The organism is Streptomyces sp. NPDC022910 (assembly GCF_055561075.1).
The window spans coordinates 1-23,331 of record NZ_JBVHHL010000045.1 but is presented as its reverse complement, the minus strand read 5'-3'; the positions used below and the strand labels follow the sequence as shown (position 1 = coordinate 23,331).

The window sequence follows — 23,331 nt, the reverse complement described above, 5'->3', positions numbered from 1 at the left end:
GCGGGTGCCCGGGAGGGCCGAGGCCGACGCCGCCGCGCCCGCCGCACAGCGGCGTGCAGTCATGTGCGCCCTCCCCCCGGTTGGCAGTGCGCATGAGGGCAATGCCTGTACTGCTGTCACCTGGAAGACATCCGGGGTTCGTCCAGAGTTGTACGCCGGGCCGGACGGGCCGGCCGGTGCAGGGTGGTTTCGGTTCGTCGCGGAGGCGAAAGTGTCGCTGTCGCCGATGCGGACCGCGGTGGCTTCGTTCAGGAGAATGGGCAGCAGATGTTCACCACTTCGGGAGGCGCCACAGCACTCTGGGAATTCGAACACTGAGTGAGTCGCTTGCCGTACTCAGAGGCGGGGGGCTGGCACTTGCCCGCGCTGCGTTGATACTCCACGACGGTAGCAGGTGCCGTTCCCGGAACGGATGAGAAAACATGTTGGCTGGCTGCCCGCGAGCTGCGACGATGCGTCTGATTCCCCGGCGGAGGACATTTGTTCGTTTTCGTGTGTGCGGGATGCGGCGCCGAGTTGACCACCCCGCTGTCCCAGGTCTCACTGCCAGTCCACGCCCGTCAGAAGTACGGAAACGGGGCCCAGCTTCCGGTGCTCATGGAGTCCGGGACGTTTGCCGTGGACCCGGACCCCTGGGGAGGGCCATGGCGGATGTGGGACGAGATCGATCCGGGCGAGGCGGAGGCACGCGGCATCTACGCGCCGGTCTACGCCCTGTCCGACAGCACGCCCGGGGCGAGTGTCATCGCGCCCGGTGATATCCGTGGAACCCGGCTGATTCCTGAGAAGCGCGGCGGTGCCTGCTGCGGCCTCGACGGAGCCGATGGGCCCAACATGGCCTGCGAGACGTGCGACCTCCCCGTGGCGACCAGGGTCGATGACTGCTCGCTCTGGCAGGCAGTGCGGCTCAGCTCGGACGCCGTGCACCGCGTCCCCGTTGACGGTATCCACGCTGCGCCCCTCTCCTGGGCGGAGCTGGCAGAGAAGGGGGAGAAAACACCTCCGTTCGAGCCGATCGCCACGTGGGGAGGACGGATGGGGTCGAACCACTACTGGTCGTGGAGCCCGCGGTGGGAGGCGGCAGCCGGCCAGGCGCTCACCCACCTGCTGGTTGCTTCCCAAGGGCAGCCGGTGAAGGTCCCGGGCGGTCTGACCGCGGACGTGTTCCAACGCGCGCTCGACGCCCTGCTGCCGACAGGCCCCCCGAAGCGGCGCGCCGCCCTGGCTGGACCGGGACAACCCTCCCCGGACGCGGGCGTCGACATCCTCCTCGTACCGGTCCATCCCCAGACAGGTCAGACCTGGACCCCCGCCAGCCCCACTGCGTCGGCATACCTGGTGCCCCTGCCGCTGGGGGTGTGGCTGTGGCTGGTCTCTCCCCAGCCGTACTTGCCGGTTCCCGCGTCAGGCCGCATACCCCAAGACGTACTCCACGACGACTCGCTCCCTCCGCGCCCCAACTACCTGTTCCGGGCCGACCGGGGAACGTTCCAGGACACCTTGGTCCGGCTGCCAGCCGTGCGCAACCCGTGGCTGCGCACGATCCTCGAGAACCTCACGCAGGGCACCTCGGCCGACCTCTTCTAGCCTCGGGCTTTCACGAGGGGTGCCGTCCGGCAGGTGATCGAGAAAGCAGAAAGTGCCCCTGAGCTGCAACGATAGGACTTGCTGAGGGTCCTGTACGTGGTAGCGAAAGAGGCACTTCCCAGGTGAAGAAGAGTAGCGGGTCCTACCCGTGTGTCCGTGTCGAGGGCGGCGGTCGCGGGGTGGTTGCCCAGGCCGGCTCGGTGCTGCTGGTCGAGACGGTCCGTAAGTCCGGTCTGGACACCGCGATATCGGCGGCACTGGCACCGTGGCGCAAGCCTCGGGCCGTGCATGATCCGGGCAAGATCCTGCTGGATACGGCCCTGGCCGTCGCGCTCGGCGGGGACTGTCTGGCCGACGTCGGCATGCTGCGGGCCGAGCCGGGTGTGTGCGGCCCGGTGGCCTCCGATCCGACGGTTTCCCGTCTCGTCGACGCTCTCGCCGCGTCCGGCCCGAAAGCTCTCGCTGCGATCCGGGCCGCACGTTCCGACGTACGGACGCGGGTCTGGGAACTGGCCGGAGCCCACGCTCCGGCCGCCGACGGGCAGGTGATCGTGGACATCGACGGCGTGCTGGTGCTCGCGCACTCCGAGAAGCAGGACGCCACACCAACCTGGAAGAAGACCTTCGGCCATCATCCCCTCGTCGCGTTCGTCGACCACGGCCAGGCCGGATCCGGAGAGCCGGTGGCCGCCCTGCTGCGGCCCGGCAACGCGGGCTCCAACACCGCCGCCGACCACATCGAAACCGCCCAACTCGCCCTGGTTCAACTCCCCAAGCGCCTGCGCCGCGGACGCCAGACACTGATCCGGACCGACTCCGGCGGCGGCACCCACACCTTCCTCGACTGGCTCTCCAAGCCGGGCCGGTGGCTGTCGTATTCCGTCGGAATGACCATCACCGACGCCATCCACCAGGCCGTGCTGAAGATCCCGAAGAAAGCGTGGACGCCGGCCTACGACGCGGGCAAAACCGAGCGGCCCGGCGCCTGGGTCGCGGAGATCACCGACATGCCCGACCTGAGCACCTGGCCCAAGGGGATGCGGCTGATCGTCCGCAAGGAACGCCCGCACCCCGGCGCCCAGCTGCGCTTCACCGACATCGACGGCAACCGGCTCACCTGCTTCGCCACCAACACAAAAGGCGGCCAGCTCGCCGACCTCGAACTCCGTCACCGCAGACGGGCCCGCTGCGAGGACCGCATCCGAAACGCCCGCGACACCGGCCCGCGCAACCTGCCCCTGCACGACACCGCCCAGAACCGGATCTGGCTGGAGATCGTCTCTCTCGCCCTCGACCTCCTCGCCTGGCTGCCGATGCTCGCCCTGACCGGCGAGACCCGCCGCTGGGAACCCAAGCGCCTCCGCTTCCGCCTGTTCTCCGCCGCCGCGCAGCTCGTGCACACCGGCCGCCGCCGCTGGCTCCGCCTGCCCGCCCGATGGCCCTGGACCGACGTCATCACCCACGCGATCGACAGGCTCCATGCCCTGCCGGCCCCCGGCTGAACAGCCACTTCGACCGTCCCAACAACCTGCACCACCGCACCGGTGAAGTGGAACCCGGCGCTCACCCGACGCGAGAGCCGGGCCCTCAGCCTGCCCCGGCCCCGAAAAGGCCGCACCACACAAACACAGAGTCCCCGTCAGTCAACCGACAGGGACTCATGAACGATCGAGGTTGAGACTCCACCGACCTCGGCTTGGAACTGCCACGTAGGTGCTTGAAACTACCCAAGGATGATCTTCTCGTCACCGAAGTCAGCAACGATTTCAAGCTTCCCACCCAGTGCAGCCACATAAGCAACAAGGGTGCTGAGCTCAGACCGACTCAAGTCTCCCCGCTCGATGGCGCTAACTCGCGACTGACTGATCCCCATGGCATCGGCCATGGACTTTTGGGTCATCTGCCTACGCTTCCGCGCCTCTGCAAGACGATGAGCCCTCGCCTCAGCAAGCATCCGACCGCGGTGAGTGTCGACCTTGTCTTCGTCTTCCGGGCCGAGGAGTTCGCTCCTGAGGTCCTGCCATTTCGTGCTCATAGAGCCTCCCTTACAAACAAGAGACGGACCGTCATTCCTGGCCATACTCATTGATGTGAGTGCTGTACCGCTTCTCTGCAAGAGGGATGGCTTGCTCGTACCAACCCTTCCAGTTGCCAGACTTATCCCCGGCCACCAAAAGGACCGCGCGGCGCTCAGGGTCAAAGGCGAACAAGATCCGCACCTCCGAACTACCGGAGGACCCTGGGCGCAACTCCTTGAGGTGACGCAGCTCAGATCCGTGGACAGTGTCCACCAGCGGACGCCCCAACGCCGGCCCCTGAGACTCCAAGACATCGATGGCTGCGGCGATCAAGAGAACGGTCTCCCGATCCGTCTTCCGTAGCTGGCGCAGCCAATCCCGCACCTCGTCAACGATGACGATCTCCCAGCTCACCAGCACTCCGCGCTCGCAGGCGATAGAACACAGGCAGTGTACAACAGTTGCGTTCTATCCGTCCACTGTGAGACCGTTCCCCCGTGGAGACGATCGCGCGGCGAGCCATGGTCATGAGGTCCTTCAGCCCATCCGCCCCCATCGCGAACAAGGCGCTGTTCGCGGGGCGTCATGAGCAGATGAGCGAATTGATCACCATTGCTTACAGCATGGCCAGCACGCCGTAATTTACGGGGAGCGGGGAGTTGGTAAGACCTCCCTGGCGCGCGTGATGAAAGAGGTCTGCGAGAGTGCCGACTCGTGGACGAGTTACTACACATGTTCCAGCGGGGATACTTTCGGGTCGATCTGGCGAGGAGTTCGGGCGGCTCGGGCGCAGCGCCGCGCAGGCACCCACGATGGTCGGCGACGCACCGCTCAGCGGCTTCGAAAGAACGGGGCTCGATCCCGGCAGACGACCTCGATCCCTGGCCTCTCGGCCAACCAGGCGGCAAGGCTCGATGCCTCCCGGTCCGGTAGCAGGTCAACCGGCCGTCGCGTCTCGACGTCGACCAGCACGGTGCCGTAGTGGCGGCCCTTGCGCGTGGCGTACTCATCGACGCCGACCACCCGCGGGGTCGGTGGTTCCGGTTCGGGCAGCGCCTCGATCAGTCGCAGCACCGTGCTGCGACTGACGGTCACCCCGAACACACCAGCCATCCTGGCGCCCGCCCGACCAGCAAGGCGAGACCGACCGCCGCCAGCGTCGAACGCAGACGCTCGGTCCACCGGCCGTACCGCCGGGTCAACCCCGGCACCTGCTCAACGAACGTCTGCCGCGAACACGAAGCGACCCGGCAGGCGAACCGGCGGACCCGCAGACACAGCATCACCCGCAGCCCCGCGCTGGGCACATCCGCCGGAAACCGCAGGTAGGAGCTATGAACCCGACTCGACCAATTCCGGCAGCCCGGACACGCCGAACCGGACGCTGTACTACGGGCCTCGCCCCGCACCATCTCGTTTTCCACGTCCACCGCCACCACCGCCACGTCCGCGATCGACGGGAACAGCAACTCCTCCAGCCGGAGGAACACGTCCTCCACGACCCCGAACTGTCAGCTACTCGAGATCACCCCGGATCATTTTCGGGCGACTTCCCGGAGACCAGTACGACCACGAACCGTCACTCAGCGTGCCCGCATCACGAAATTCGAGCCAGAGCCCAATCTCGTGAACAAATCCACCGCGGGGGTTTTCGTGCCCGGCCCTCGCGTTCCCTCTTCGGGGGGCGAAGGAGTTCGGGTCGGCGCGTTCGCAGTCCCGCAGCGCCTGCTGCAGTACCACCGTGCGCGGACGTCTCGCCCAGCCGGTGCCGCCGGGGTGTCGTGTGCGGGCTCGGTGATCAGCATCCTCGGCAGGACCGCAACAACGCACAACGCCTCCCCCGGCCGCCCATGCCCACTCCCGGGCATGGGCGGCGTCGTTGTACACCACCCGCGCGCCCGAACGGCCATGCCACTGCTGGCCGCTGACGGGGCGTCTTGTCCGGCCCGCGCTCAGCGCCGCAGCCGGCAGGTTCGCTTCATCGCCGGCCTGAAGACCGGCGAACGGCGCACGGCTCCCGAAAGCAGCCCGTCTCGACGGGGCGAAGGCAGGCCGCCGGCCCCTCCCCTCAGCGCAAGCACCCTGGAGCAGGCTGCACGACGGAGTGAACTCGCCGCCAAACTAAGGGAGTTGGACTTTACCGAGATGGGGTCTGCTTGACGCGGGCTTTACCCGGCGGGGGCCATCGTTCGTGTGATCTTCACTCGCGACGCGCGGCCGGGTTCTCCCGAAGGCACCTAGGGTTACGGCGCTCCCACCCCCCGTACGTCCGTCACTTCTGTCCGGAGGACAGTTATGACCGCCGTCAAGGCTCCCCAGCGCACCAGACGCCCGCTCGCCGCACTCGCCGGGGCGGTGGCCCTCACCGCCGCGTCGGTCGGCCTGTGGGCGGCCACAGGCTCCCCCGCTCAGGCCGCCGCTCTGCCCACCCCCGACCACGTGGTGGTCGTGGTGATGGAGAACCACGCCTACTCGCAGGTGATCGGCAGCTCCAGCGCCCCGTACATCAACAACACCCTCAAGGCGGGCGGCGCCAACCTCACGCAGTCCTACGGCCTCACCCACCCCAGCGAGCCGAACTACTACATGCTGTTCTCGGGCTCCAACCAGGGCCGTAGCGACGACAGTTGCGTCTCGGTGGGTTCCATCTCCAAGCCCAACCTCGCCTCCGAGCTGATCGCCGCAGGGAAGACCTGGGCGAGCTACAACGAGTCGCTGCCCAGCCAGGGTTCGACGACCTGCAGCAGCGGCAACTACGCGCAAAAGCACAACCCGTGGTTCGGCTTCTCCAACGTGCCCACGAGCACCGCGAAGACTTTTGCGCAGTTCCCGACCGACTACACGACCCTGCCGAAGGTGTCCTTCGTCGTACCGAACCTGTGCAGTGACATGCACGACTGCTCGGTCTCCACGGGCGACACCTGGATCAAGAACAACCTGGGTGCCTACGCCACCTGGGCCAAGACCCACAACAGCATCCTCGCCGTCACCTTCGACGAGGACAACAAGCTGTCCGGCAACCGCATCCCCACCGTCTTCTACGGGCAGCACGTCGCCCCCGGCAGCTCCAGCTCCACCACCTACAACCACTACAACGTCCTGCGCACCGTGGAGGACCTGGCCGGTCTGACCGCGCACGCGGGCAACGCCGCCTCCGCCTCCGACATCACCGGCATCTGGAACTGACGCCCGTGTACCTCGCGGACTCCCGCAGCACCAAGGCCGCCGCCGTCCCGGACTCCCGTCCGGGACGGCGGCCGGCCGCTGTGCCCGCCACCGTGCTGGCCCTGGGTGCGGTCAGCCTGATCACGGACGTCTCCTCGGAGATGGTCACGGCCGTCCTGCCGCTGTACGTGGTCGCGGGCCTGGGCCTGTCACCGCTCGGTTTCGGGCTGCTGGACGGCATCAACAACGGCGTCGGGGCCCTGGTCCGGCTGGCCGGCGGTCATCTCGCCGACCGGGGAGGCCGCCGGCACAAGATCGTGGCAGGCCTCGGCTACGGCCTCTCAGCGGTGTGCAAGCCGCTGCTGCTGCTCGCCCACAGTGTGCCCGTGATCAGTACCGTGCTCGCGGCCGACCGCACCGGCAAAGGGCTGCGCACCGCGCCCCGGGACGCGATGATCGCGCTGGCCACCGAGCCCGAGCACCGGGGACGGGCGTTCGGGGTGCACCGCGCCATGGACACCACCGGCGCGCTGCTCGGCCCGCTCGTCGCCTTCGCCGTGCTGCGGGCCACCGTCGACGGCTACGACGCGGTCTTCGCCGTCAGCGGCTGCATCGCCGCGCTCGGGGTCCTGGTGCTGGTGCTGTTCGTGCCGCGCCCCATCACCCCCGCCCGCGCCGTAGGCCTGAGCGAGCCGCAGCGGCCGGCGCTGCGTGATGCGCTCAGGCTGCTGCGCCGCCCGCAGCTGCGCCGGCTCACCGCGTGCGCGGCTCTGCTCGGTCTCACCACCGTCAGCGACTCCTTCCTGTATCTGCTGCTCCAGCGCGAAGAGGGCCTGCCCGCCAACGTCTTCCCCCTGCTGCCGCTGGGCACCGCCGCCGTCTTCCTGCTGCTCGCCGTCCCGCTCGGCCAACTCGCCGACCGGATCAGCCGCCGCCGGCTCTTCCTGGCCGGCCACGGCATCCTGCTGCTCGGCTACGGCCTGGTGCTCTCCCCCTGGCACGGTGTCCCCGCCGTGACCGCCGTCCTCGTACTGCACGGCGCCTTCTACGCAGCCACCGACGGCGTGCTCGCGGCCGCCACCGCGGGGGCCGTGCCGGCCCGGCACCAGGGTGCCGGGCAGGCACTGGTGGGCACCGGCCAGGCGCTGGCCCGGTTCGCCTGCTCGCTGGCGTTCGGCGCGGCCTGGAGCCTGTGGGGCGGGCGGGCCGCCCTCGCCGTCACCGCCGCCGCACTGGCCCTCAGCGCCGTCGTGGCCTCGCTCGTTCTGCGTACCGCCGATGAGGTGCCCGCGTGACCCGAACCACCCGCCTGGTGATCCTGCTGGCCGCCGTCCTGCTGCTCGCGACGGTCGGTACCGGGGCGGTGCTGCACGCCGCTCACCGCTCGGGCATGCGTGACCAGCAGCAGGCCGACGGTCCCACCGTGCGGGCCGGTACCGTCTCCCTCGGGCCCACCGCCGGGCGCCGGCTGCTGGTACGCAACCTGGCCTGGGGCCCGCACCGCGACGAGATCGCCTCCGTGCCCGCCGACCACCCGCAGGGGCCGCGCACCGCATCGGGCGTCAAGTGCCTGCGCTTCCACGCGGCCGCCGGTACCGGCATCTGCCTGCAGGCCGTGCACGGCGCGCTGCAGGACACCTACCGGGCAGTGGTACTCGACTCGCACCTGCACGAGCTGCACCACTTCCCGGCAGCCGGCATCCCCACCCGGGCCCGGGTCTCGCCCTCCGGCCATCTGGTCGCCTGGACGGTCTTCGTCAGCGGAGACTCCTACGCCGGCGTCGACTTCTCCACCCGCACCGCCATCGTCGACACCCGCACCTGGGCCTTCGACGACAACCTGGAGACCTTCCACGTCGTCAAAGACGGCCGGCCCTACCGCGCCGCGGACATCAACATCTGGGGCGTCACCTTCGCCGACGACACCCGCTTCTACGCCACACTGGCGACCGGCGGCCAGACCTACCTCGTCAGGGGCGACGTCGCCGCACGCACCCTCACCACCCTGCACCCCAACGTCGAATGCCCCTCGCTCTCACCGGACGGCACCAAGATCGCCTACAAAAAACGCGTCCAGGGGGCCTCACCCGACGCCCCCTGGCGGCTGTACGTCCTCAACCTGCGCACCATGACGGAGACCGCGACCGCCGAGCAGCGCAACATCGACGACCAGGCCCTGTGGGCCGACGACTCCACCCTCGTCTACGCCCTCCCCGGCGATTACGGCTCGGACCTGTGGACCGTCCCCGCCGACGGCACCGGCACCGCCCGCCGGCTGATGACCTCCGCCGTCGCCCCCGCCTATCCGGAGTGACTTCAACGCCCCAGTCGGCCGCCCTGTGCCGGCGTACGCCCCGACGTGCCCAGGCACGTACACGGCTCACCCACACACCTCTCGGCGGGCAAGCGCGGACTGCGGCCGAGCCGGGTCCACGGCCCGGCCATGCGGGTCTATGGCTTCCGCTTCGCTCCGGCCACGCCAAAGGGCCTCTCTCACGCGGCCCTTGCTCAGCAACAGGGCGGGATGGCACGCGAGGGTCCAGGCCGAGCGGCATGGTGCAGTTGCCGTGCGAGCATGAGGGGCCATTGATCAAAACGCAGACGGTTGCCGAGGAGCCAGCGTGCGACACCACGTCGGATGGGCACTGCCCCTGGCGGCTCTGGCGCTGCTGAGCGGGTGCGGGGTTCTCGCGAAAGACACCCGTCCCTGCACCCTGATGGACGCGCCTGCCGGGGTCCGGGTCGAGGTTCCCCCGCAACTGGCGAACAGGGTGGCCGACGCGACTCTCACAGTGTGCTGGGACGACACATGCCGCAAGCGCACGCTGCAGCTGCGGGAGACCTCGTCGAAAGAACCGGCACCCCCAGGAGACCCTGTGATGACCACGGAATCGGCTACCGCCGCAGAAAGCCCGGCGGTCAGGACCTCCCCAATCCCCGGGCTCTCCGTCTGGCCTGGCTTTGCGGTCATACGTGACCTGCCGGGAAAGCCGATACACGTCACGCTGGTGTTCAACAACCGGCGCGGCGCCACCGTGCTCAACCGACAGGTCAGCACCATCCCGCAGCCCACCTACCCCAACGGCCGCAACTGCTCGCCGGGAGGCCGTCAGGCGCGCCTGACGGTCACCGAAGAGGGCGCGCTGATACCACGCTGACCGTACACCGTGTCGACCAGGGGCTTTTCATCTGCCGGGGGTGCGGGGTCGTTGCCCACGCCGACCGGAATGCTTCCCACAACATCGCCACCCGTGGCGAGAGCGTGTGGAACGCGGGGCGTGAGTCACGCGTCCCTGCCACCCCATAGGGGTGTCTGGACGCAGGAGTCCACCCCAGCAGCCGGCTGGGCCCTACCTCCAAGCCCGGTCCTTCAGGGCCGGGTCACGTTGACCCAGCTGGTGAACGTCACCGTCATGGCCGTCCGGCAGACCGTCACTCCGGACGGGATGCAAGGCCGCGCGGCCGCGACGATCAACTGTGTCGGCATGGGGCTGACCCCGCTCGGCTCGCCGCTCGGCGGCTTCCTCGCGCACGTGTGGGGGACGCGCGACAGCCTCCTGGTGACAGCCGCAGGCATGATGCTGTCGCCGGCGCTGATGGCCCTGTCCCCACTCGCCCGCCTGGGACGGACGCTTCCCGCGCCGCCGCAGACTCCGCTCCCGTCTGCGTGAGGGCCCCTGTCGCCGCGAACAGCCGGCACAACTGCGTCAGCGCTCGGCAGCCATCACAAAAGCGCGGTCCCAACCAACTGGAGCGCGCAGTGACCACCGCGATCCGGGGCACTGACCACCGTGGGCGGGCTTGGGGTCCGGCCGAGCGTGGAACCGTCACGGTCCAGCTGAGGTGTCGGTGCCCGGCCGACGAAGCAGCCGGCGCAGGGAGGGCAGTGGCTTTCGGAGTGCCGGGGCATCGGTAAAGGGGCGTCGCGACGGGCACATCCCTCCCCCGGATACGCGGCTCTTGCGAGGGCCCGAGCCCCGCCCGGGCTTCGAGCCCTCGCGCTGTCCGGTCGCACCTCTGTGGTCAGGCCTGGACGCATTCCCCTGGTCCGGGGGCCGGCCGGGAGACGGAACTGCAGGTCCTTCGCTGCTGCCAGGAAGAGGCAGGGCTACTTGTTGGGCCTGGCCGCGCTGATGTCGCCCAGCGCCGAGCGGGGGTCACGCTCGATCGCCATATCGCCCAGAGAGATGATGCCGACCGGATGGTCGCCCTCAACAACAGGGAGACGACGCACCGAGTGCTCCCGCATCATCTCGACGGCGCGGTCGAGGTCTTCGTCCGGGCTGATGGTGACCAGATCGTCGCTGCACGCCTGCGCCACAGTCGTCTGCTCGGGGTCCTTGCCCTCCGCCAGGGCCCGCACCACCAGGTCGCGGTCGCTGACCAGCCCGCGCAGGTGATCCTCCTGCGTGACCAGGACGGCACCGATGTTCTGGTCCCGCATCAGCCGGGCCACGTTGATCACAGAGTCCTGCGGTTCCACGGCCACCGGTGCGCTGGTCATGATGTCACGTACGTGCTGAGTCATGGGGGGTCTCCTTCCCTGCCTTCGGCGGTGCCGTTCCACCGCCCTCGGCTGCCGAGTACCCGACACGCAAGGCTCCGCACAGATGAACCCGGCTGCAGGGCCGCTCGGCGGGAGGGGAAGGCACCGGGAGTGACGCGGACGCCGCCTCAGCCGATGCCGGGCCGCCCCCGCGGCCACCTCTGTCCTGCCGCCGGCCCACGCGGCGGAGCCGAAACGGGGTGCCGAGTCCCTGGCTGCCGCAGCTGTCTGTCTTCGCTTGCTCCGCCCGCCTCGCAGCCCGCCTGGCAGCCCGGCGTCGTCCTGGGTGGGCGTGCCGGCATCGGTCGCGGCTCGGCTCTGTCACAGATCAGAGCGCCATCCGGTCAAGCTCCCAAAAGGGTGCAATCCGGTTCGGATCGGTGTCTGTATCCGCGTTCGGAACCGAGGACGCAGACACGACGCGCGCTGCCCAGGCTGTCCATCCCGCCGTGGTCGTGGTCGCCGCAGCCGCCGTCCGTGCACCGGCTTGCCGCACCCCACACCGCCCCCTTTCCCCGCTATCCGAGGACAACGGCTCGATGACCAGCACTGACAAGGTGACATTCAGTAATCAATCGAACACGCGTGAGGCGTCCGAGTCGGCGATCGCGATGTTCGACGAGCAGGGGACGGTGGTCGCATGGACGCAGGCCGCCGAGCAGCTGGTCGGCTATGGCGCCGGGGACGTGGTGGGCCACTGCGCCGCACTCGTGCTGCCCTCCTTCGGGCAAGCGCCGACGATATCGGCGTTCGTGGAGCAGTGCCGTGCCCACAACGGCTGGTCGGGCACTACGGCGGTGCGCCACCGGGACGGCCGCATGCTCGACGTCAGCCTGCGGATCTCGATGGTGCGGGGGCAGGACCAAGCGGTGCGCTGGCTCGCCTCCATGACCGACATCGGCGCGCGGTCCGGGGACGGGATGAACCGATCGGTGCGGGGGCCGCTTCTTGCCCGCGCGCCGATCGGCGTCGTCGTTCGTGACGCGCAGCTGCGCTGCACCTGGGTGAACGACGTGATGGAAAGCCACGACGGTCTTTCCCGTGACCGGCGGCTTGGATGCCGATTCACCGATGCGCTGCCCGATGCCAAGGCCGAAGCACTGGAGTCGGTGATGCGGCAGGTGCTGAGGAGCGGTACCACCAAGGTCCATGAGTACCGGGCGTGGCTGCCGGCGAGTGCGGACCGGGAGCGTCCCTTCGCGGCGTCGTTCCACCGCCTCCAGGGTGCCGACGGCCACGCGCTGGGGGTGTGCGTCATCAGCGTCGATGTCGCCGAGAGCCGGCGGGCGCGTGAGCGCCTCGCCGTCCTCAGCGAGGCCGGCACACGCCTTGGCAGCACCCTGGATGTGACGCAGACCAGCCAGGAACTGGCCGACCTCGCCGTGCCCCTGCTCGCCGACTACGTCGCCGTGGACCTGGAGCAGTCGATCCCGTTCGGCGAAGGGCCCCCGGTCCGCATCGACCCGACGGACGCGCGCCTGCCCGGTCTGCGACGTGCCGGTCTGGCCTCGATCCACCACGGAGTCCCGGAATCCCCATGGGGGCGCGGTGAGCCGGTCCTCGTGCCGCCCGCCTCACCCTTCACCCACGTCCTGCGCACCGGCAGGTCGCACCTGGAGCCGATCCTGGACACCGCTCCGGGCCTATGGGTCGACCAAGCCCCGGCGCTGGCGCAGAAGATCCACGAGAACGGCATGCACTCCCTGATGGTCGTACCCATCCGCGCGCGGCGCGCCCTGCTGGGCGTGGTGCTGTTCATCCGCACAAAGGATCCGGTGCCCTTCCAGGAGGTCGATCTGCTCCTGGCCGAAGAACTCGTCAGCCGCGCCGCGCTGTCGCTGGACAACGCCCGCCAGTACGCCCGCGAGCACACCGCGGCCCTCGCGCTCCAACGCACTCTGCTCCCCCGCCGTTTGCGGGGCGGCACGGCCATCGAGGCGGCCTCGCGCTACCTGCCCGCCGACATGGACCACGGTGTCGGCGGCGACTGGTTCGATGTGATCGAGCTGTCCGGCGCCCGGGTGGCCCTCGTCGTCGGCGATGTGGTCGGCCACGGCATCAACGCCGCCGCGACCATGGGCAGGCTCCGCACCGCCGTCCACACCCTCGCCGACATGGAGCTGCCCCCCGACGAACTGCTGGCCCACCTCGACGACACGGTCCAGCGACTGGCCGAGGAAGACGCCGACGCCCTGGACCACACCCCTGCGGCTGTGGGCGCCACCTGCCTGTATGCCGTCTACGACCCGGCCACCCGCCAGTGCACCATGGCACGGGCCGGGCACCCCCCGCCCGCGATCATCGACCCGCAGGGCCATGTCACCTTCCCCGACCTTCCCACCGGAACCCCTCTCGGCATCGGGCTGGGGGTCCCCTTCGAGGCCGTGGAGCTGGAACTGCCCGAGGGAAGTCTCCTCGCCCTGTACACCGACGGCCTGATCGAGACCCGCGACCACGACATCGAGGAGGGAATGCACCGCCTGGGCGTCGCCCTGGCACAGCCGGGTCACTCCCTGGAGGACCTCTGCACCCGCGCGACGGAGGCCTTCCCGGGTCAGGCACCGTGCGACGACGTCACCCTGCTCCTGGTCCGGACCCGCTCGCTCAGCCCGGCCCAGGTCGCCTCCTGGACGCTGCCGTGTGACCAGAGTGCTGTCCGCCGCGCCCGGAACCTGGCAGCCCGTCAGCTGGCCGAATGGGGCCAGGAAGGTCTCCAGGACGCCACGAAGCTGATCGTCAGTGAACTGGTCACCAACGCCGTCCGCCACAGCACCGGCCCGATCGGTCTGCGTCTGATCCAGCACCAGGTGCTGACCTGCGAAGTGTTCGACACCGACGCCGGCTCCCCGCGTCCGCGTCGCGCACGCACCACGGACGAGAACGGCCGCGGCCTTTTCCTGCTCGCCCAGCTGTCCCGCAGATGGGGCTCCCGCTCGGTATCCGGTGGCAAAGTCGTCTGGGCCGAAGAAGACCTGGCCGCCTGATTCGTAAATAGATCGCGTCCAAGGTCGAGAACCCCGATCCGCCTTCGATTTACAGGCCAACAGGGTGGGGCTTGGCCTCCGGACTACTGACCCTCACAGAAAAGGGCCTTCGGTACACCGCCCGCGCTCCAGGCCCCCCCGGCCGCTCCTGCCCCGCGCCCGCAACCGGCCTGCGTGTCGGCCGGCAAGAACGACAGGGCATAGGCCGCCCCGGCGCCTGCCGGGACCGTCCGCTGAACCGTGTTTCTCCTGCCGTTGGGGGTTCGCCGACGGGCAGTGGAGGGCCGCTCCTACCCGGCAGCGTGCGGTGAGCAAAGCATGCGAGCCTACGAGGCGAGGCCGGGCCCCGGCCCGGGCGCAGAACACGATGACCTTGCCCGCCCCACCTTCCAAGGCGCGCCCCGCCCCACCTTCCAAGGCGCGCCCCGCCCCACCTTCCAAGGCGCGCCCCGCCCCACCTTCCAAGGCGCGCCCCGCCCCACCTTCCAAGGCGCGCTGCGGCCCGGCGCGGCGTCGCACCCCGACGCGCCATCAGGCATCGGCGCCGGGCCGGATCCTCGAAGCCGCCGAGCCGCTCACGCCGCCCCGTCCCTCAACCCGCCCTGCGTCAACAGGGCGGGGCAGCGGCCTGCACAAGGGGGTGTCAGCACCCCGGCCACGGGCACGTGGTGCCGGCTGCACCGGCCCGCACCGTCATCATCGCCCGGGCCCAGGACACACTCGTCGATTCAGCCGGCGCAGCCGATCCCGATTCCGGCCGCCGCACAAGACACGAGCGAGCCCCGGACCTGGGTTTGGGACTCGCTCAACTCCCCCTCGCTCTTCGTCAGATCACCGCGTCCCCGATCGCTCCTGCAGTGGCCGACAGCGTCATGACGCCCGAGCAGCCCCCCCTTGCGCGAGCTGCACACAGGGCAGGGCCTAGCGGCGGCAGCCCTGGTGGCCGGGGTGCCAGACGCGCTCGCTGTGGCCGGGGTGCCAGCGATGGCGCTCCCAGCCACCCGGGATCCATACCCGGGTGAAGTAGCCCCGGTCATGCGAGCAATGCCGGGAATGATCACGATCCGGGCCGTGATGGGCCGGGGCGGCGGAGGCGCTGCCCACCGCGCCGAGCAGCACCCCTGTGGTCACCGCGACCGTCGCCGCGCCCAGGGCCGCGGCCCGCTTGAACCTGTCAGTCATCCCAGATGTCCTTTCCGTGCAAGGGAGCGTGACGCCCCGTCAGGTCAACCCTCCGGCCGGGTGGGCCGGAACGGTTCTGATCCTGCATCACCCGAGCACCGAAAACAGAAAAAGACGCCCTTCATAACTGAAAGCTCATTAGTCTCTCATTTGCCTCAAATACTCACATGATCTCACTGCGGCCGGAGCCGGGGCCTGCTCCTGGCGAGCTCCGCGCCTTCGGCTGCCGCCAGTTCCGCGTGGCGATCAGCCCGACGGCGAGGACGGCCGGCCCGCCCGGCGAAGCACCTGACCGCCCGTCAAGGCCCCCGGGTCCCGCCTTTGTCCACGCTTTGTCCGTTCTTTCGACCGTGTTCCATCCCTCTTCTTCGGAGGGGATCCCCGCCTTCAGGCGGGGAGGGATTGCGATCCTGAGTCCTGCGGCGCGGAGCGCCGCAGCGTCGCTTCGGAATACGGCTCGGCGCCCCTCCAGGCGGTCAAGGTCCCGGCGGTGCCCTGAATGCAGGCACACCGCCAAGGAGAACCGGCCCACACAGGAGAAGTTCCCCTGCCGACAGTGCGGTCACCACGCGCACGCCGGCACAGTGGGCGCCCTCAACGTTCTACGGGCCGGGCCGGCCCGTCGCGAAGCCCAACCGGCATAGCGAGAAGCCACCCCGTTCACGGGGTGGAGGAGTCACCAAGACAGAGTTTTGGGAAGGCATCTGCGGCCGGGACGCCATCCGCTCCCGTGAGCGCCATGTCTCATTCACCCCCTCGACGCGGCGGCATCCGAGAGTCCGCTCATCCACTCAGACACGGGAAGGAGCCGTCATGGCTTCAGGGACGGATGCGGCGCACAACGAAGGCGGGCTGACCCGCCGCCACGCGATGGGGCTTCTCGGTACAGCCGGGGCCGGGGCGGCCGCGACCCAGCTCCTCGGCGCGGGCCCGGCGGCCGCCCAGACGCCGCCGTCGGCGCCCGCGATCCGGATCAGCCCCGGCAGAACCGGGGCACCGCCCGTGCAGGGCCTGCACCTGACCTTCGGTGCGGACCCCTCCACCCAGATCGTGGTCTCCTGGATCACCGACGGGGAGGTGAAGCACCCGCGCGTGCGGTACGGGACGCTGGAGCACGGCCTGGGCAACAGCGTCCAGGCGCAGACCCGCACCTACGCCGACGGCAAATCCGGGCGCACCGTCCACGTTCATCACGCGCCGCTGTCGCGGCTGGCCCCGGACACCGACTACATCTACCTCGCCGCGCACGACGGGACCACGCCGGACAGCGGCAGCTTCCGCACCGCCCCGCGCGGCCGGGCGCCGCTGACCTTCACCAGCTTCGGCGACCAGGCGGCCCCGCAGGTGTCGTGGGCGGCTGATGGCACGGTGGTGACCGACAACAACTCCACACCCGCCAGCAAGGACATCGTGGCCGGCATCGAGCAGGTCGCGCCGCTGTTCCACCTGCTCAACGGCGACCTGTGCTACGCCAACCGGGATGTCGACCGGGTGCGCACGTGGGGCAACTTCTTCGCGAACAACTCCCGTTCGGCGCGTTTTCGGCCCTGGATGCCCGCGGCCGGCAACCACGAGATCGAGTCCGGTAACGGCCCGATCGGCATGGCCGCCTACCAGACGTACTTCACCCTGCCCTCCACCGAGACCGACGCCGAACTGGCCGGCCTGTGGTACGCGTTCACCGCCGGCTCCGTCCGGGTGATCGTGCTGCAGAACGACGACTACTGTCTGCAGGACGCCAGCGACTACTACGTCAACGGCTACTCGGGCGGACGCCAACTTTCCTTCCTGGAAAAGGAGTTGCGAGCCGCCCGCGCTTCGAAGGAGATCGACTGGGTGGTCGTCGCGATGCACCAGGTCATGATCAGCTCCGCTGACGCCAGCGGCGCGGACCTCGGGCTGCGCCGGCACTACGGGCCGCTCTTCGACCGCTACGGCGTCGATCTGGTGGTGTGCGGCCACGAGCACAACTACGAGCGGTCGCTCGCCGTGCGCGGCGTCGTCTCCGGCAGCGAGACCCTCACCCCGAGCCCCATCTCCCCGGCGACCGACGACATCGACACCTCGATGGGCACCGTGCACATGGTGCTCGGCGGCGGCGGTGTGTCGGGCACGACCAACCAGTCGTTCTTCAAGGACGGCACCGCCAAGGTCATCACCGCCGTCACCGCCAACCCCGGCGGCGGACACACCTCCGTCTACGCCAAGGAGGAGGCGATCTGGATGGGCAGCCGGGATGTCGACCACCCCTACGGCTTCGCCGCCTTCACCGTCGATCCCGGCCGCTTCCCCGGCGACACCACGCGGATGCACGTGACCTACTACAACGTCAACAAGCCGCACGGCGAGCTCTCCGTCTTCGAGCAGTTCACCCTGCACCGCAAGCGGTCCGACGGCCGCCGCTGAACAGCAGCGCCGGGGCAGACCCGGGCACGCCGCGCCCCCGCGCCCCGGCCGGACACACCTCCCGGGCCAAGAGACGCCGCACGGCAGACCTGCCCCCGTTGACTGCGCGGCAGGCGCCCTGTGCCTGCAAGCCGGCCCGCCCCTGCACGCGGCCGACGTCCTCGCCCCCGTGCTCATCCCCGGTGCCCCCGGGCTCTGTCAGTGCGGCCGGCACCGCCGCGTGCAGCAACTGGTCGCACGGGAGCACCCTCAGCCCGCACGACGCCCCAGGCAGCTGCCCGGGGCGTCGTGCAGGCTGCGGCCCACCGTGCGCGCAGGACGCTTCGCGGGGACGCCCGCGATCCGCCCCCGGGTTCGCAGGATGCCGCGTACGCACACGGCAAGGGGGCCGAGGCGAGCGGCCCGGAGAACCACGCGTGGCCCTCACACGAGGCGCTTGCGGCCCCAGAGGAAGACCAAACAGACCGGCCCGACGGCCCCTGCCGGGACCGGGGCCGTGACCGTCCATGGCGGCGTGCCCCATTCGGCGGTATCGCGGTGACAGGCCGGTGCGGTGGCGCGTTGAGGTGGCATGAGCAGGAGTCGCAGGTTCCGGGAGCTGTCAGGGTCGTCGGCGTTCGACCAGCTGAGGGCCGAACTGGCTCGTGCCGCCGGGCTGGTGGCCGGAGGGAAGCCGCCGCAGCGCAAGACGGCCGAGGAAACGCTCCGCCCGGCGGATGCACAGCCGGAGGACGGCCGGGGCGAGGCGGCACCGCTCGGCCCGGCCTGAGGTCACGCGCCCGCCTCCTCGCCGCCCCACCAGCAGACGTCGTTGCCGGCGCATGCGCGCACGGCGGACCCGCCGGCGCGGGCGGGCGCGGGCGGCGTGAGTCCGGCGCCGACGCCGGCGGCACGGCCGACGCCGTACCCCCGCATGCTGCACCAGGCGGGCATGCCGGCCGGGGAACGCAAACCGACCGGGGCGATGGCCGCCTCTGCCTCCTCCACCCGTGCTGCACAGGCACGGCAGGCAAGCAATCCGGTTGCGATCCGGCGCAGGGCCGGTCCGCCGCCGCACCGTCCCTGATCCCAGCACGGCAACGTGCCCCCTGCGTGCACGATCAGCCCGGTCCCTCCGGTTCCCCCGGAGGGACCGGGCCCTTCTTGCGTTGCGGCGCCCGCAGTTGGGCGCCCAGCAGCCCCGACTCGTCATTCAAGCCGGGCCGTTCAGAAACCTCGCAGGTCACATCGGCGGGTTTAGTAGGCGGCGAGTCCGTGGACGTCGGTGCTGGTGAACAGCAGCCAGAACCGGGTACCGTCCCTGACGTCGGAGGCGGCCAGTCCCCAGGTGTTGGCGTAGACGGTGCGCCAGCCGTTGCAGTAGTAGTCGCCGCTCGTGGGATCGAAGCAGGTCTGCACGTCGATCGTCCGGGTCACCTTGACGTTGATGTCGTTGCAGTTGGACGTGGTGTACGTGGCGCTGGAGGGCGGCCAGTGGCCGTTGTCGTCGGTGCCGTTGATGGCCTTGGCGCTGCCGTAGCACGACGTGGCCAGTGCGGACGCCGAGGGTGCTGGGGCGAGGAACAGCCCGGCCAGGGCGGTGGCCGCCGCCGCGAGCGCGATCATCTTCTTCACGTGGCCCTCCCCTGTCGCGCGCAGAGAGTTCTGCGCGGTGGACGCCGGACCAGCATGACCGAACCAAGTGCGGGTGACAATGCCGTCCAAACCGCTATTTTCGGACAGCATGCTCACCGGGACGAGGCCCCTGGTCGAGGAATCGTCAAGAGCTGACAGCAGCGCTCGGTAGCCGGTGCCCCCGGTCACGACCTGGAGCCCGGCTCCTGTCCACAGGCACAGCGCCCCGTCACCGTGGCCCCTCGCGGGGACGTCGTGATCGTGACCTGAGCCGTCCGCACGGCCACCGGAACCTGAGTATCAGCATCGATGTCAGTGCCCCGCGCTACGGTGCGCGCAACTGACCGCTTGTCCCTCTCCGGGAGGAATCATGGCCTCGCGTCTCAACCCGTACCTCATGTTCGCCGGTGACGCCCGGCAGGCGTTGGAGTTCTACAAGGAGGTCTTCGGCGGCACCCTGGCGCTCAACACCTACGGCGAGTCCGGTCAGAAGGACACGCCCATGACCGACAAGATCATGCACGGCATGCTCGAGACCCCCGGCGGTTTCACCCTGATGGGCGCCGACACCCCCTCGAGCGAGCACCACCCGGGAAACACCTTCTCGGTGAGCCTGAGCGGCGACGACGAGGCCGAGCTGCGCGGCTGCTGGGAGAAGCTGTCGACCGGCGGCTCGGTGTCCGTCCCGCTGGAGAAGCAGATGTGGGGCGATGTGTTCGGCATGTGCACGGACCGCTTCGGCATCCCCTGGATGGTCAACATCACCCAGCCGCAGAGCTGAAGCGGGCCTCGTGCAGCGGCCGGGCGCACACGCCGGCGCCCGGCCCCGCCGCCTGACCGGCTCGAACGGACAGCACCGCCCACCACCAGTGATCCGCGCCGGCGGCTCGCGCCGCCTGGCCGAGCGGGATCCGGTGCACCCCGTCACCGCGACGCGCACCGGCCCGCACGGCCGGCAGCCCGTCACCGGCGCCACCCCGCACCCCCCTACACCCCACACCCCCCCTACACCCCACACCCCCCTACACCCCGCACCCCCTACACCCCGCACCCCCCTACACCCCGCACCCCAAACCCCGCACCCCCGTACACCCGCACCCCCCTACACCCCGCACCCCCGTACGCCCCGCGCCCCGGTACGGTCCGGGCAGCATGTCGCGTCGGCACCCTGACGCTCCTGTCGAGGGGCGGACATCACCCGGGAGGAACAGCAGACTCCGCTGGTCCCTGCTGTCTGTTCGACCGGGCAGGAGCCCGGTCGCTGACCGCGTCGGCAGCCGGGCACGGGCCGTCGCCGGGCACGGGCCGTCATCGGTGACGGTCCGCCACGGGCCGTGAGGCGTCACGGCCCGTGCGGGCCGGCCGAAGCGAAGCTCTGCAGCAGGCCGGACACCCACTTCGCTGCCGGCAGACCGGCTGGAGCGCGCCACGGTGTGCCAGGATCAGGGCATGGGGAAGGACATCGCGGTGCGTCGCCTCGACCTCGGGTACGTCATCCGGCCCGCTTCGGAGACCGGCGGCCCCCAGCCGCGGGTGGAACCCGTACTGGCCTACCTGGTGCGACACGACCAGGGTCTGATCCTCTTCGACACCGGCATCGGCACCGCGGACCCGGAGACCGAAGCCCACTACCGGCCCCGACGCCGTGCGCTGCAGGAAGCCCTCTCCGACGCGGGAGTAGCCCTCGGCGACATCTGCCTCCTCGTCAACTGCCACCTGCACTTCGACCACTGCGGCGGGAATCCTCTGCTGGGCGGCAAGCCCATCCTGGTCCAGGACGTGGAACTGGCCACCGCCCGCCGGGGCAACCACACCTTCGATGACCTTGTCGACTTCCCCGGCGCAACCTACGAGGAACTCGCCGGGGAGAGCGAGTTCTGGCCAGGCGTCTGGGTCATTCCCACACCCGGGCACACCCAGGGGCATCAGTCCCTGGTCCTGCGAAAGGACGACGGCACCGTGGTCCTGGCCGGCCAGGCACACGACTTCGCCTCCCAGTTCGCATCGGACCACCTGGCCCGCCACGCCGCACACGAGGGAGCGCAACAGCCTCTTCCGCCCTACCGGCACTGGCTGGACCGGCTCGCCGACTTCGACCCACGGCGCGTGCTGTTCGCCCACGACTGCTCGGTCTGGGAACCCTCGCACGGCAGCCTCTGAGACCGAGCCGGGCCGAAACGGCATCGCCTCCCGGCCGGCGGTCCTCATCGAAGCCTTCACAGACGGGCCGGGCCGGGCCCGTCCCAGGGTTCCCGTCCTCCGTGCCCGTCCTCCGTGCCCGTTCTCCGTGCCCGTAATCAGCGGCGTTCCACGGCCGTGAATCGTGGCCAGTGCGGTGGACGCACCAGGCGTTGCCCGAAACGCTCGCGCCGGCGGCACGCGAGGCGCGGGCTGCCCACTGGTCCTGGGACAGGATCTCGAACCGCCCTCCGGGGAACCCCGGACGGTGAAGCGCTGCGCCGTGACGTCGCGGGCGGCCAGGACACCGCCCCATGAGGAGAGGCCGCGGCGGGCGCGGTCCGCCAGCCACCGGCAGGCGAGCGCAGCAGGCGCCGGCAGCGCCTGCGGGGGTACGGCGAGGCGCTCGCCGCCTTGCCGTACCCCCGCCCGTACAACGCCCCACCAAGGCCGTGCGCCGCCCACGTCTGCGCCGCCGCCCGTGACAAGCCCACCGCGACCCGCGCGGCACTCACCCTTCACGGCCGGCACAGAGCTGCACGGCGCCGCACAGGGCCCATACAGGCGCAGGACAGGCGGGCGAAAAGGAGACGATATAGCATAATTTGTTGGTCGCGGAGTGTGATCGCTGATGACGGACGGCTGCCGGGCGTGAGGCGAAGCGGCTGGATGCCCATGGAGGCTGTGTCCCTCCTTCGACGCCGGTGAGGGCTTCGCATGGTTCACCCCATGGACGACCAGCAGTCGTGTTCCGGTGGCGGCGGGCCCGGGTCCGCCGTGCCGGTGGTCGGATGCCCAGCGGCCTTGCGGGACCTGCTCCCCATGGCGGTGTGGGCCAGTGATCACGACGGGCGGGTGTGGCAGTGGGCGCTGGCCCGCGGAGGATCTGCTGGGCTGGCAGGCCGGGGACATGCTGGGCCACTACGGGCTTGCCTTGCTGGTTCCGCAGTTCCCGGGCCGGGGCGGGTGGTTACCCGGTCCTGTTCGTGGACGCTATCAACGTCAAGATCAGGGACGGGCAGGTCGCGAACCGTCCCATCTACGTGGTGATGGCCGTGACAGTGGACGGCACCCGCGACATCCTCGGCATCTGGGCCGGCGACGGCGGCGAGGGCGCGAAGTACTGGCTGCACGTGTTCACCGAGCTGAAGAACCGCGGCCTGGACGACGTGCTGATGCTGGTATGCGACGGCCTCAAGGGCCTTCCCGAGGCCGTGGAGACCGTCTGGCCTCGCACGATTGTCCAAACGTGCGTGGTTCACCTGCTGCGGAATTCGTTCCGTTACGCCGCCCGTCAGGACTGGGACAAGGTCGCCAAGGCCCTCAAGCCCGTCTACACCGCACCCAGCGAGGATGCGGCCACGGAGCGGTTCTTGGAGTTCCAGGAGTCCTGGGGCGCCAAGTACCCGGCGATCGTGAAGCTGTGGTCGGACGCCTGGGCCGAGTTCGTGCCCTTCCTCTCCTTCGACGTCGAGATACGCAAGGTCATCTGCAGCACGAACGCGATCGAGAGTGTCAACGCCCGCATCCGCAAGGCCGTCCGCGCTCGCGGACACTTCCCGAATGAGGCCGCCGCCCTCAAGTGCATCTACATGGCGCTGATGAGCCTGGACCCGACCGGGAAGGGCCGCAAGCGGTGGACCATGCGCTG

General features: G+C 69.9%; 20 protein-coding genes and 3 pseudogenes. 15 read left to right on the top strand and 8 right to left on the bottom strand.

Annotated features, from left to right (window positions below):
• The first annotated feature begins 480 nt into the window (after positions 1 to 480).
• Both ACZ3TS_RS31430 and ACZ3TS_RS31425 read left to right on the top strand, forming a co-directional pair.
• Positions 481 to 1,587, top strand: a complete 1,107-nt coding sequence (locus ACZ3TS_RS31430) for a hypothetical protein (protein WP_467624604.1) — start codon at positions 481 to 483, stop codon at positions 1,585 to 1,587.
• Between the two features lie 122 nt (positions 1,588 to 1,709).
• On the top strand, positions 1,710 to 3,089 hold the full coding sequence (locus tag ACZ3TS_RS31425; RefSeq protein ID WP_467624601.1) for an IS1380 family transposase: 1,380 nt from the start codon (positions 1,710 to 1,712) through the stop codon (positions 3,087 to 3,089).
• Positions 3,090 to 3,310: 221 nt separating this feature from the next.
• Here ACZ3TS_RS31425 and ACZ3TS_RS31420 read toward each other — a convergent pair whose 3' ends face one another.
• The gene (locus ACZ3TS_RS31420) at positions 3,311 to 3,622 is read right to left on the bottom strand and encodes an XRE family transcriptional regulator (protein WP_467624599.1); all 312 of its coding nucleotides are present in this window, start codon (positions 3,620 to 3,622) and stop codon (positions 3,311 to 3,313) included.
• A gap of 31 nt (positions 3,623 to 3,653) precedes the next feature.
• A complete protein-coding gene (locus ACZ3TS_RS31415; protein WP_467624597.1) occupies positions 3,654 to 4,019 on the bottom strand; it encodes a type II toxin-antitoxin system RelE/ParE family toxin in 366 nt (121 codons plus the stop codon).
• Positions 4,020 to 4,102: 83 nt separating this feature from the next.
• Between ACZ3TS_RS31415 and ACZ3TS_RS31410 the strand changes: the two genes are divergently transcribed.
• Both ACZ3TS_RS31410 and ACZ3TS_RS31405 read left to right on the top strand, forming a co-directional pair.
• Positions 4,103 to 4,246 carry a hypothetical protein gene (locus ACZ3TS_RS31410; protein WP_467624594.1) on the top strand — a complete coding sequence of 48 codons (144 nt, stop codon included), beginning with the start codon at positions 4,103 to 4,105 and terminating at the stop codon, positions 4,244 to 4,246.
• Between the two features lie 41 nt (positions 4,247 to 4,287).
• Positions 4,288 to 4,392 (top strand): annotated as a pseudogene (locus ACZ3TS_RS31405) (hypothetical protein); the annotation flags it as partial.
• 44 nt (positions 4,393 to 4,436) lie between these two features.
• On the opposite strand, the gene ACZ3TS_RS31400 reads toward ACZ3TS_RS31405, so the two are convergent.
• Both ACZ3TS_RS31400 and ACZ3TS_RS31395 read right to left on the bottom strand, forming a co-directional pair.
• Positions 4,437 to 4,709 (bottom strand): ISL3 family transposase, encoded by a 273-nt coding sequence (locus tag ACZ3TS_RS31400; RefSeq protein ID WP_467624592.1) that lies wholly within the window; start codon positions 4,707 to 4,709, stop codon positions 4,437 to 4,439.
• Positions 4,697 to 5,104: a transposase family protein gene (locus tag ACZ3TS_RS31395; protein ID WP_467624590.1), complete on the bottom strand. Its 408-nt coding sequence runs from the start codon at positions 5,102 to 5,104 to the stop codon at positions 4,697 to 4,699. The genes ACZ3TS_RS31400 and ACZ3TS_RS31395 overlap by 13 nt, the downstream gene beginning before the upstream one ends.
• Before the next feature lie 796 nt (positions 5,105 to 5,900).
• Here ACZ3TS_RS31395 and ACZ3TS_RS31390 point away from each other — a divergent pair.
• The 5 genes and pseudogenes from ACZ3TS_RS31390 to ACZ3TS_RS31370 form a co-directional block, all read left to right on the top strand.
• Positions 5,901 to 6,791 (top strand): alkaline phosphatase family protein, encoded by an 891-nt coding sequence (locus tag ACZ3TS_RS31390; protein WP_467624587.1) that lies wholly within the window; start codon positions 5,901 to 5,903, stop codon positions 6,789 to 6,791.
• A gap of 5 nt (positions 6,792 to 6,796) precedes the next feature.
• Complete coding sequence (locus tag ACZ3TS_RS31385; RefSeq protein ID WP_467624585.1) at positions 6,797 to 8,065, top strand: MFS transporter; 1,269 nt, start codon at positions 6,797 to 6,799, stop codon at positions 8,063 to 8,065.
• Positions 8,062 to 9,084, top strand: a complete 1,023-nt coding sequence (locus ACZ3TS_RS31380) for a TolB family protein (protein ID WP_467624583.1) — start codon at positions 8,062 to 8,064, stop codon at positions 9,082 to 9,084. Before ACZ3TS_RS31385 ends, ACZ3TS_RS31380 begins: the two co-directional genes overlap by 4 nt.
• Before the next feature lie 565 nt (positions 9,085 to 9,649).
• The gene (locus tag ACZ3TS_RS31375) at positions 9,650 to 9,928 is read left to right on the top strand and encodes a hypothetical protein (RefSeq protein ID WP_467624581.1); all 279 of its coding nucleotides are present in this window, start codon (positions 9,650 to 9,652) and stop codon (positions 9,926 to 9,928) included.
• 225 nt (positions 9,929 to 10,153) lie between these two features.
• Positions 10,154 to 10,441 (top strand): annotated as a pseudogene (locus ACZ3TS_RS31370) (MFS transporter); the annotation flags it as partial.
• Positions 10,442 to 10,878: 437 nt separating this feature from the next.
• Here the strand turns inward: ACZ3TS_RS31370 and ACZ3TS_RS31365 are convergent.
• The gene (locus tag ACZ3TS_RS31365; RefSeq protein WP_467624578.1) at positions 10,879 to 11,298 is read right to left on the bottom strand and encodes a CBS domain-containing protein; all 420 of its coding nucleotides are present in this window, start codon (positions 11,296 to 11,298) and stop codon (positions 10,879 to 10,881) included.
• Positions 11,299 to 11,855: 557 nt separating this feature from the next.
• Here ACZ3TS_RS31365 and ACZ3TS_RS31360 point away from each other — a divergent pair.
• A complete protein-coding gene (locus tag ACZ3TS_RS31360) occupies positions 11,856 to 14,300 on the top strand; it encodes a SpoIIE family protein phosphatase (RefSeq protein ID WP_467624576.1) in 2,445 nt (814 codons plus the stop codon).
• Positions 14,301 to 15,221: 921 nt separating this feature from the next.
• Here ACZ3TS_RS31360 and ACZ3TS_RS31355 read toward each other — a convergent pair.
• Positions 15,222 to 15,482, bottom strand: a complete 261-nt coding sequence (locus tag ACZ3TS_RS31355; RefSeq protein ID WP_467624574.1) for a hypothetical protein — start codon at positions 15,480 to 15,482, stop codon at positions 15,222 to 15,224.
• A gap of 813 nt (positions 15,483 to 16,295) precedes the next feature.
• Here ACZ3TS_RS31355 and ACZ3TS_RS31350 point away from each other — a divergent pair.
• Together ACZ3TS_RS31350 and ACZ3TS_RS31345 are read left to right on the top strand one after the other, a co-directional pair.
• Positions 16,296 to 17,888 (top strand): purple acid phosphatase family protein, encoded by a 1,593-nt coding sequence (locus ACZ3TS_RS31350; RefSeq protein ID WP_467624572.1) that lies wholly within the window; start codon positions 16,296 to 16,298, stop codon positions 17,886 to 17,888.
• A 571-nt stretch (positions 17,889 to 18,459) separates the two neighbouring features.
• Complete coding sequence (locus tag ACZ3TS_RS31345) at positions 18,460 to 18,657, top strand: hypothetical protein (RefSeq protein ID WP_467624569.1); 198 nt, start codon at positions 18,460 to 18,462, stop codon at positions 18,655 to 18,657.
• A gap of 2 nt (positions 18,658 to 18,659) precedes the next feature.
• Here the strand turns inward: ACZ3TS_RS31345 and ACZ3TS_RS31340 are convergent, their stop codons facing one another.
• Complete coding sequence (locus ACZ3TS_RS31340) at positions 18,660 to 18,875, bottom strand: hypothetical protein (RefSeq protein WP_467624567.1); 216 nt, start codon at positions 18,873 to 18,875, stop codon at positions 18,660 to 18,662.
• A 249-nt stretch (positions 18,876 to 19,124) separates the two neighbouring features.
• On the bottom strand, positions 19,125 to 19,493 hold the full coding sequence (locus tag ACZ3TS_RS31335) for a hypothetical protein (protein ID WP_467624675.1): 369 nt from the start codon (positions 19,491 to 19,493) through the stop codon (positions 19,125 to 19,127).
• Positions 19,494 to 19,872: 379 nt separating this feature from the next.
• Between ACZ3TS_RS31335 and ACZ3TS_RS31330 the strand changes: the two genes are divergently transcribed.
• From ACZ3TS_RS31330 to ACZ3TS_RS31320, 3 genes and pseudogenes are all read left to right on the top strand, one after another.
• Positions 19,873 to 20,283: a VOC family protein gene (locus ACZ3TS_RS31330; RefSeq protein ID WP_467624564.1), complete on the top strand. Its 411-nt coding sequence runs from the start codon at positions 19,873 to 19,875 to the stop codon at positions 20,281 to 20,283.
• A gap of 668 nt (positions 20,284 to 20,951) precedes the next feature.
• Positions 20,952 to 21,662, top strand: a complete 711-nt coding sequence (locus ACZ3TS_RS31325) for an N-acyl homoserine lactonase family protein (RefSeq protein WP_467624562.1) — start codon at positions 20,952 to 20,954, stop codon at positions 21,660 to 21,662.
• A gap of 989 nt (positions 21,663 to 22,651) precedes the next feature.
• Positions 22,652 to 23,331, top strand: a pseudogene (locus ACZ3TS_RS31320) (IS256 family transposase); the annotation flags it as partial.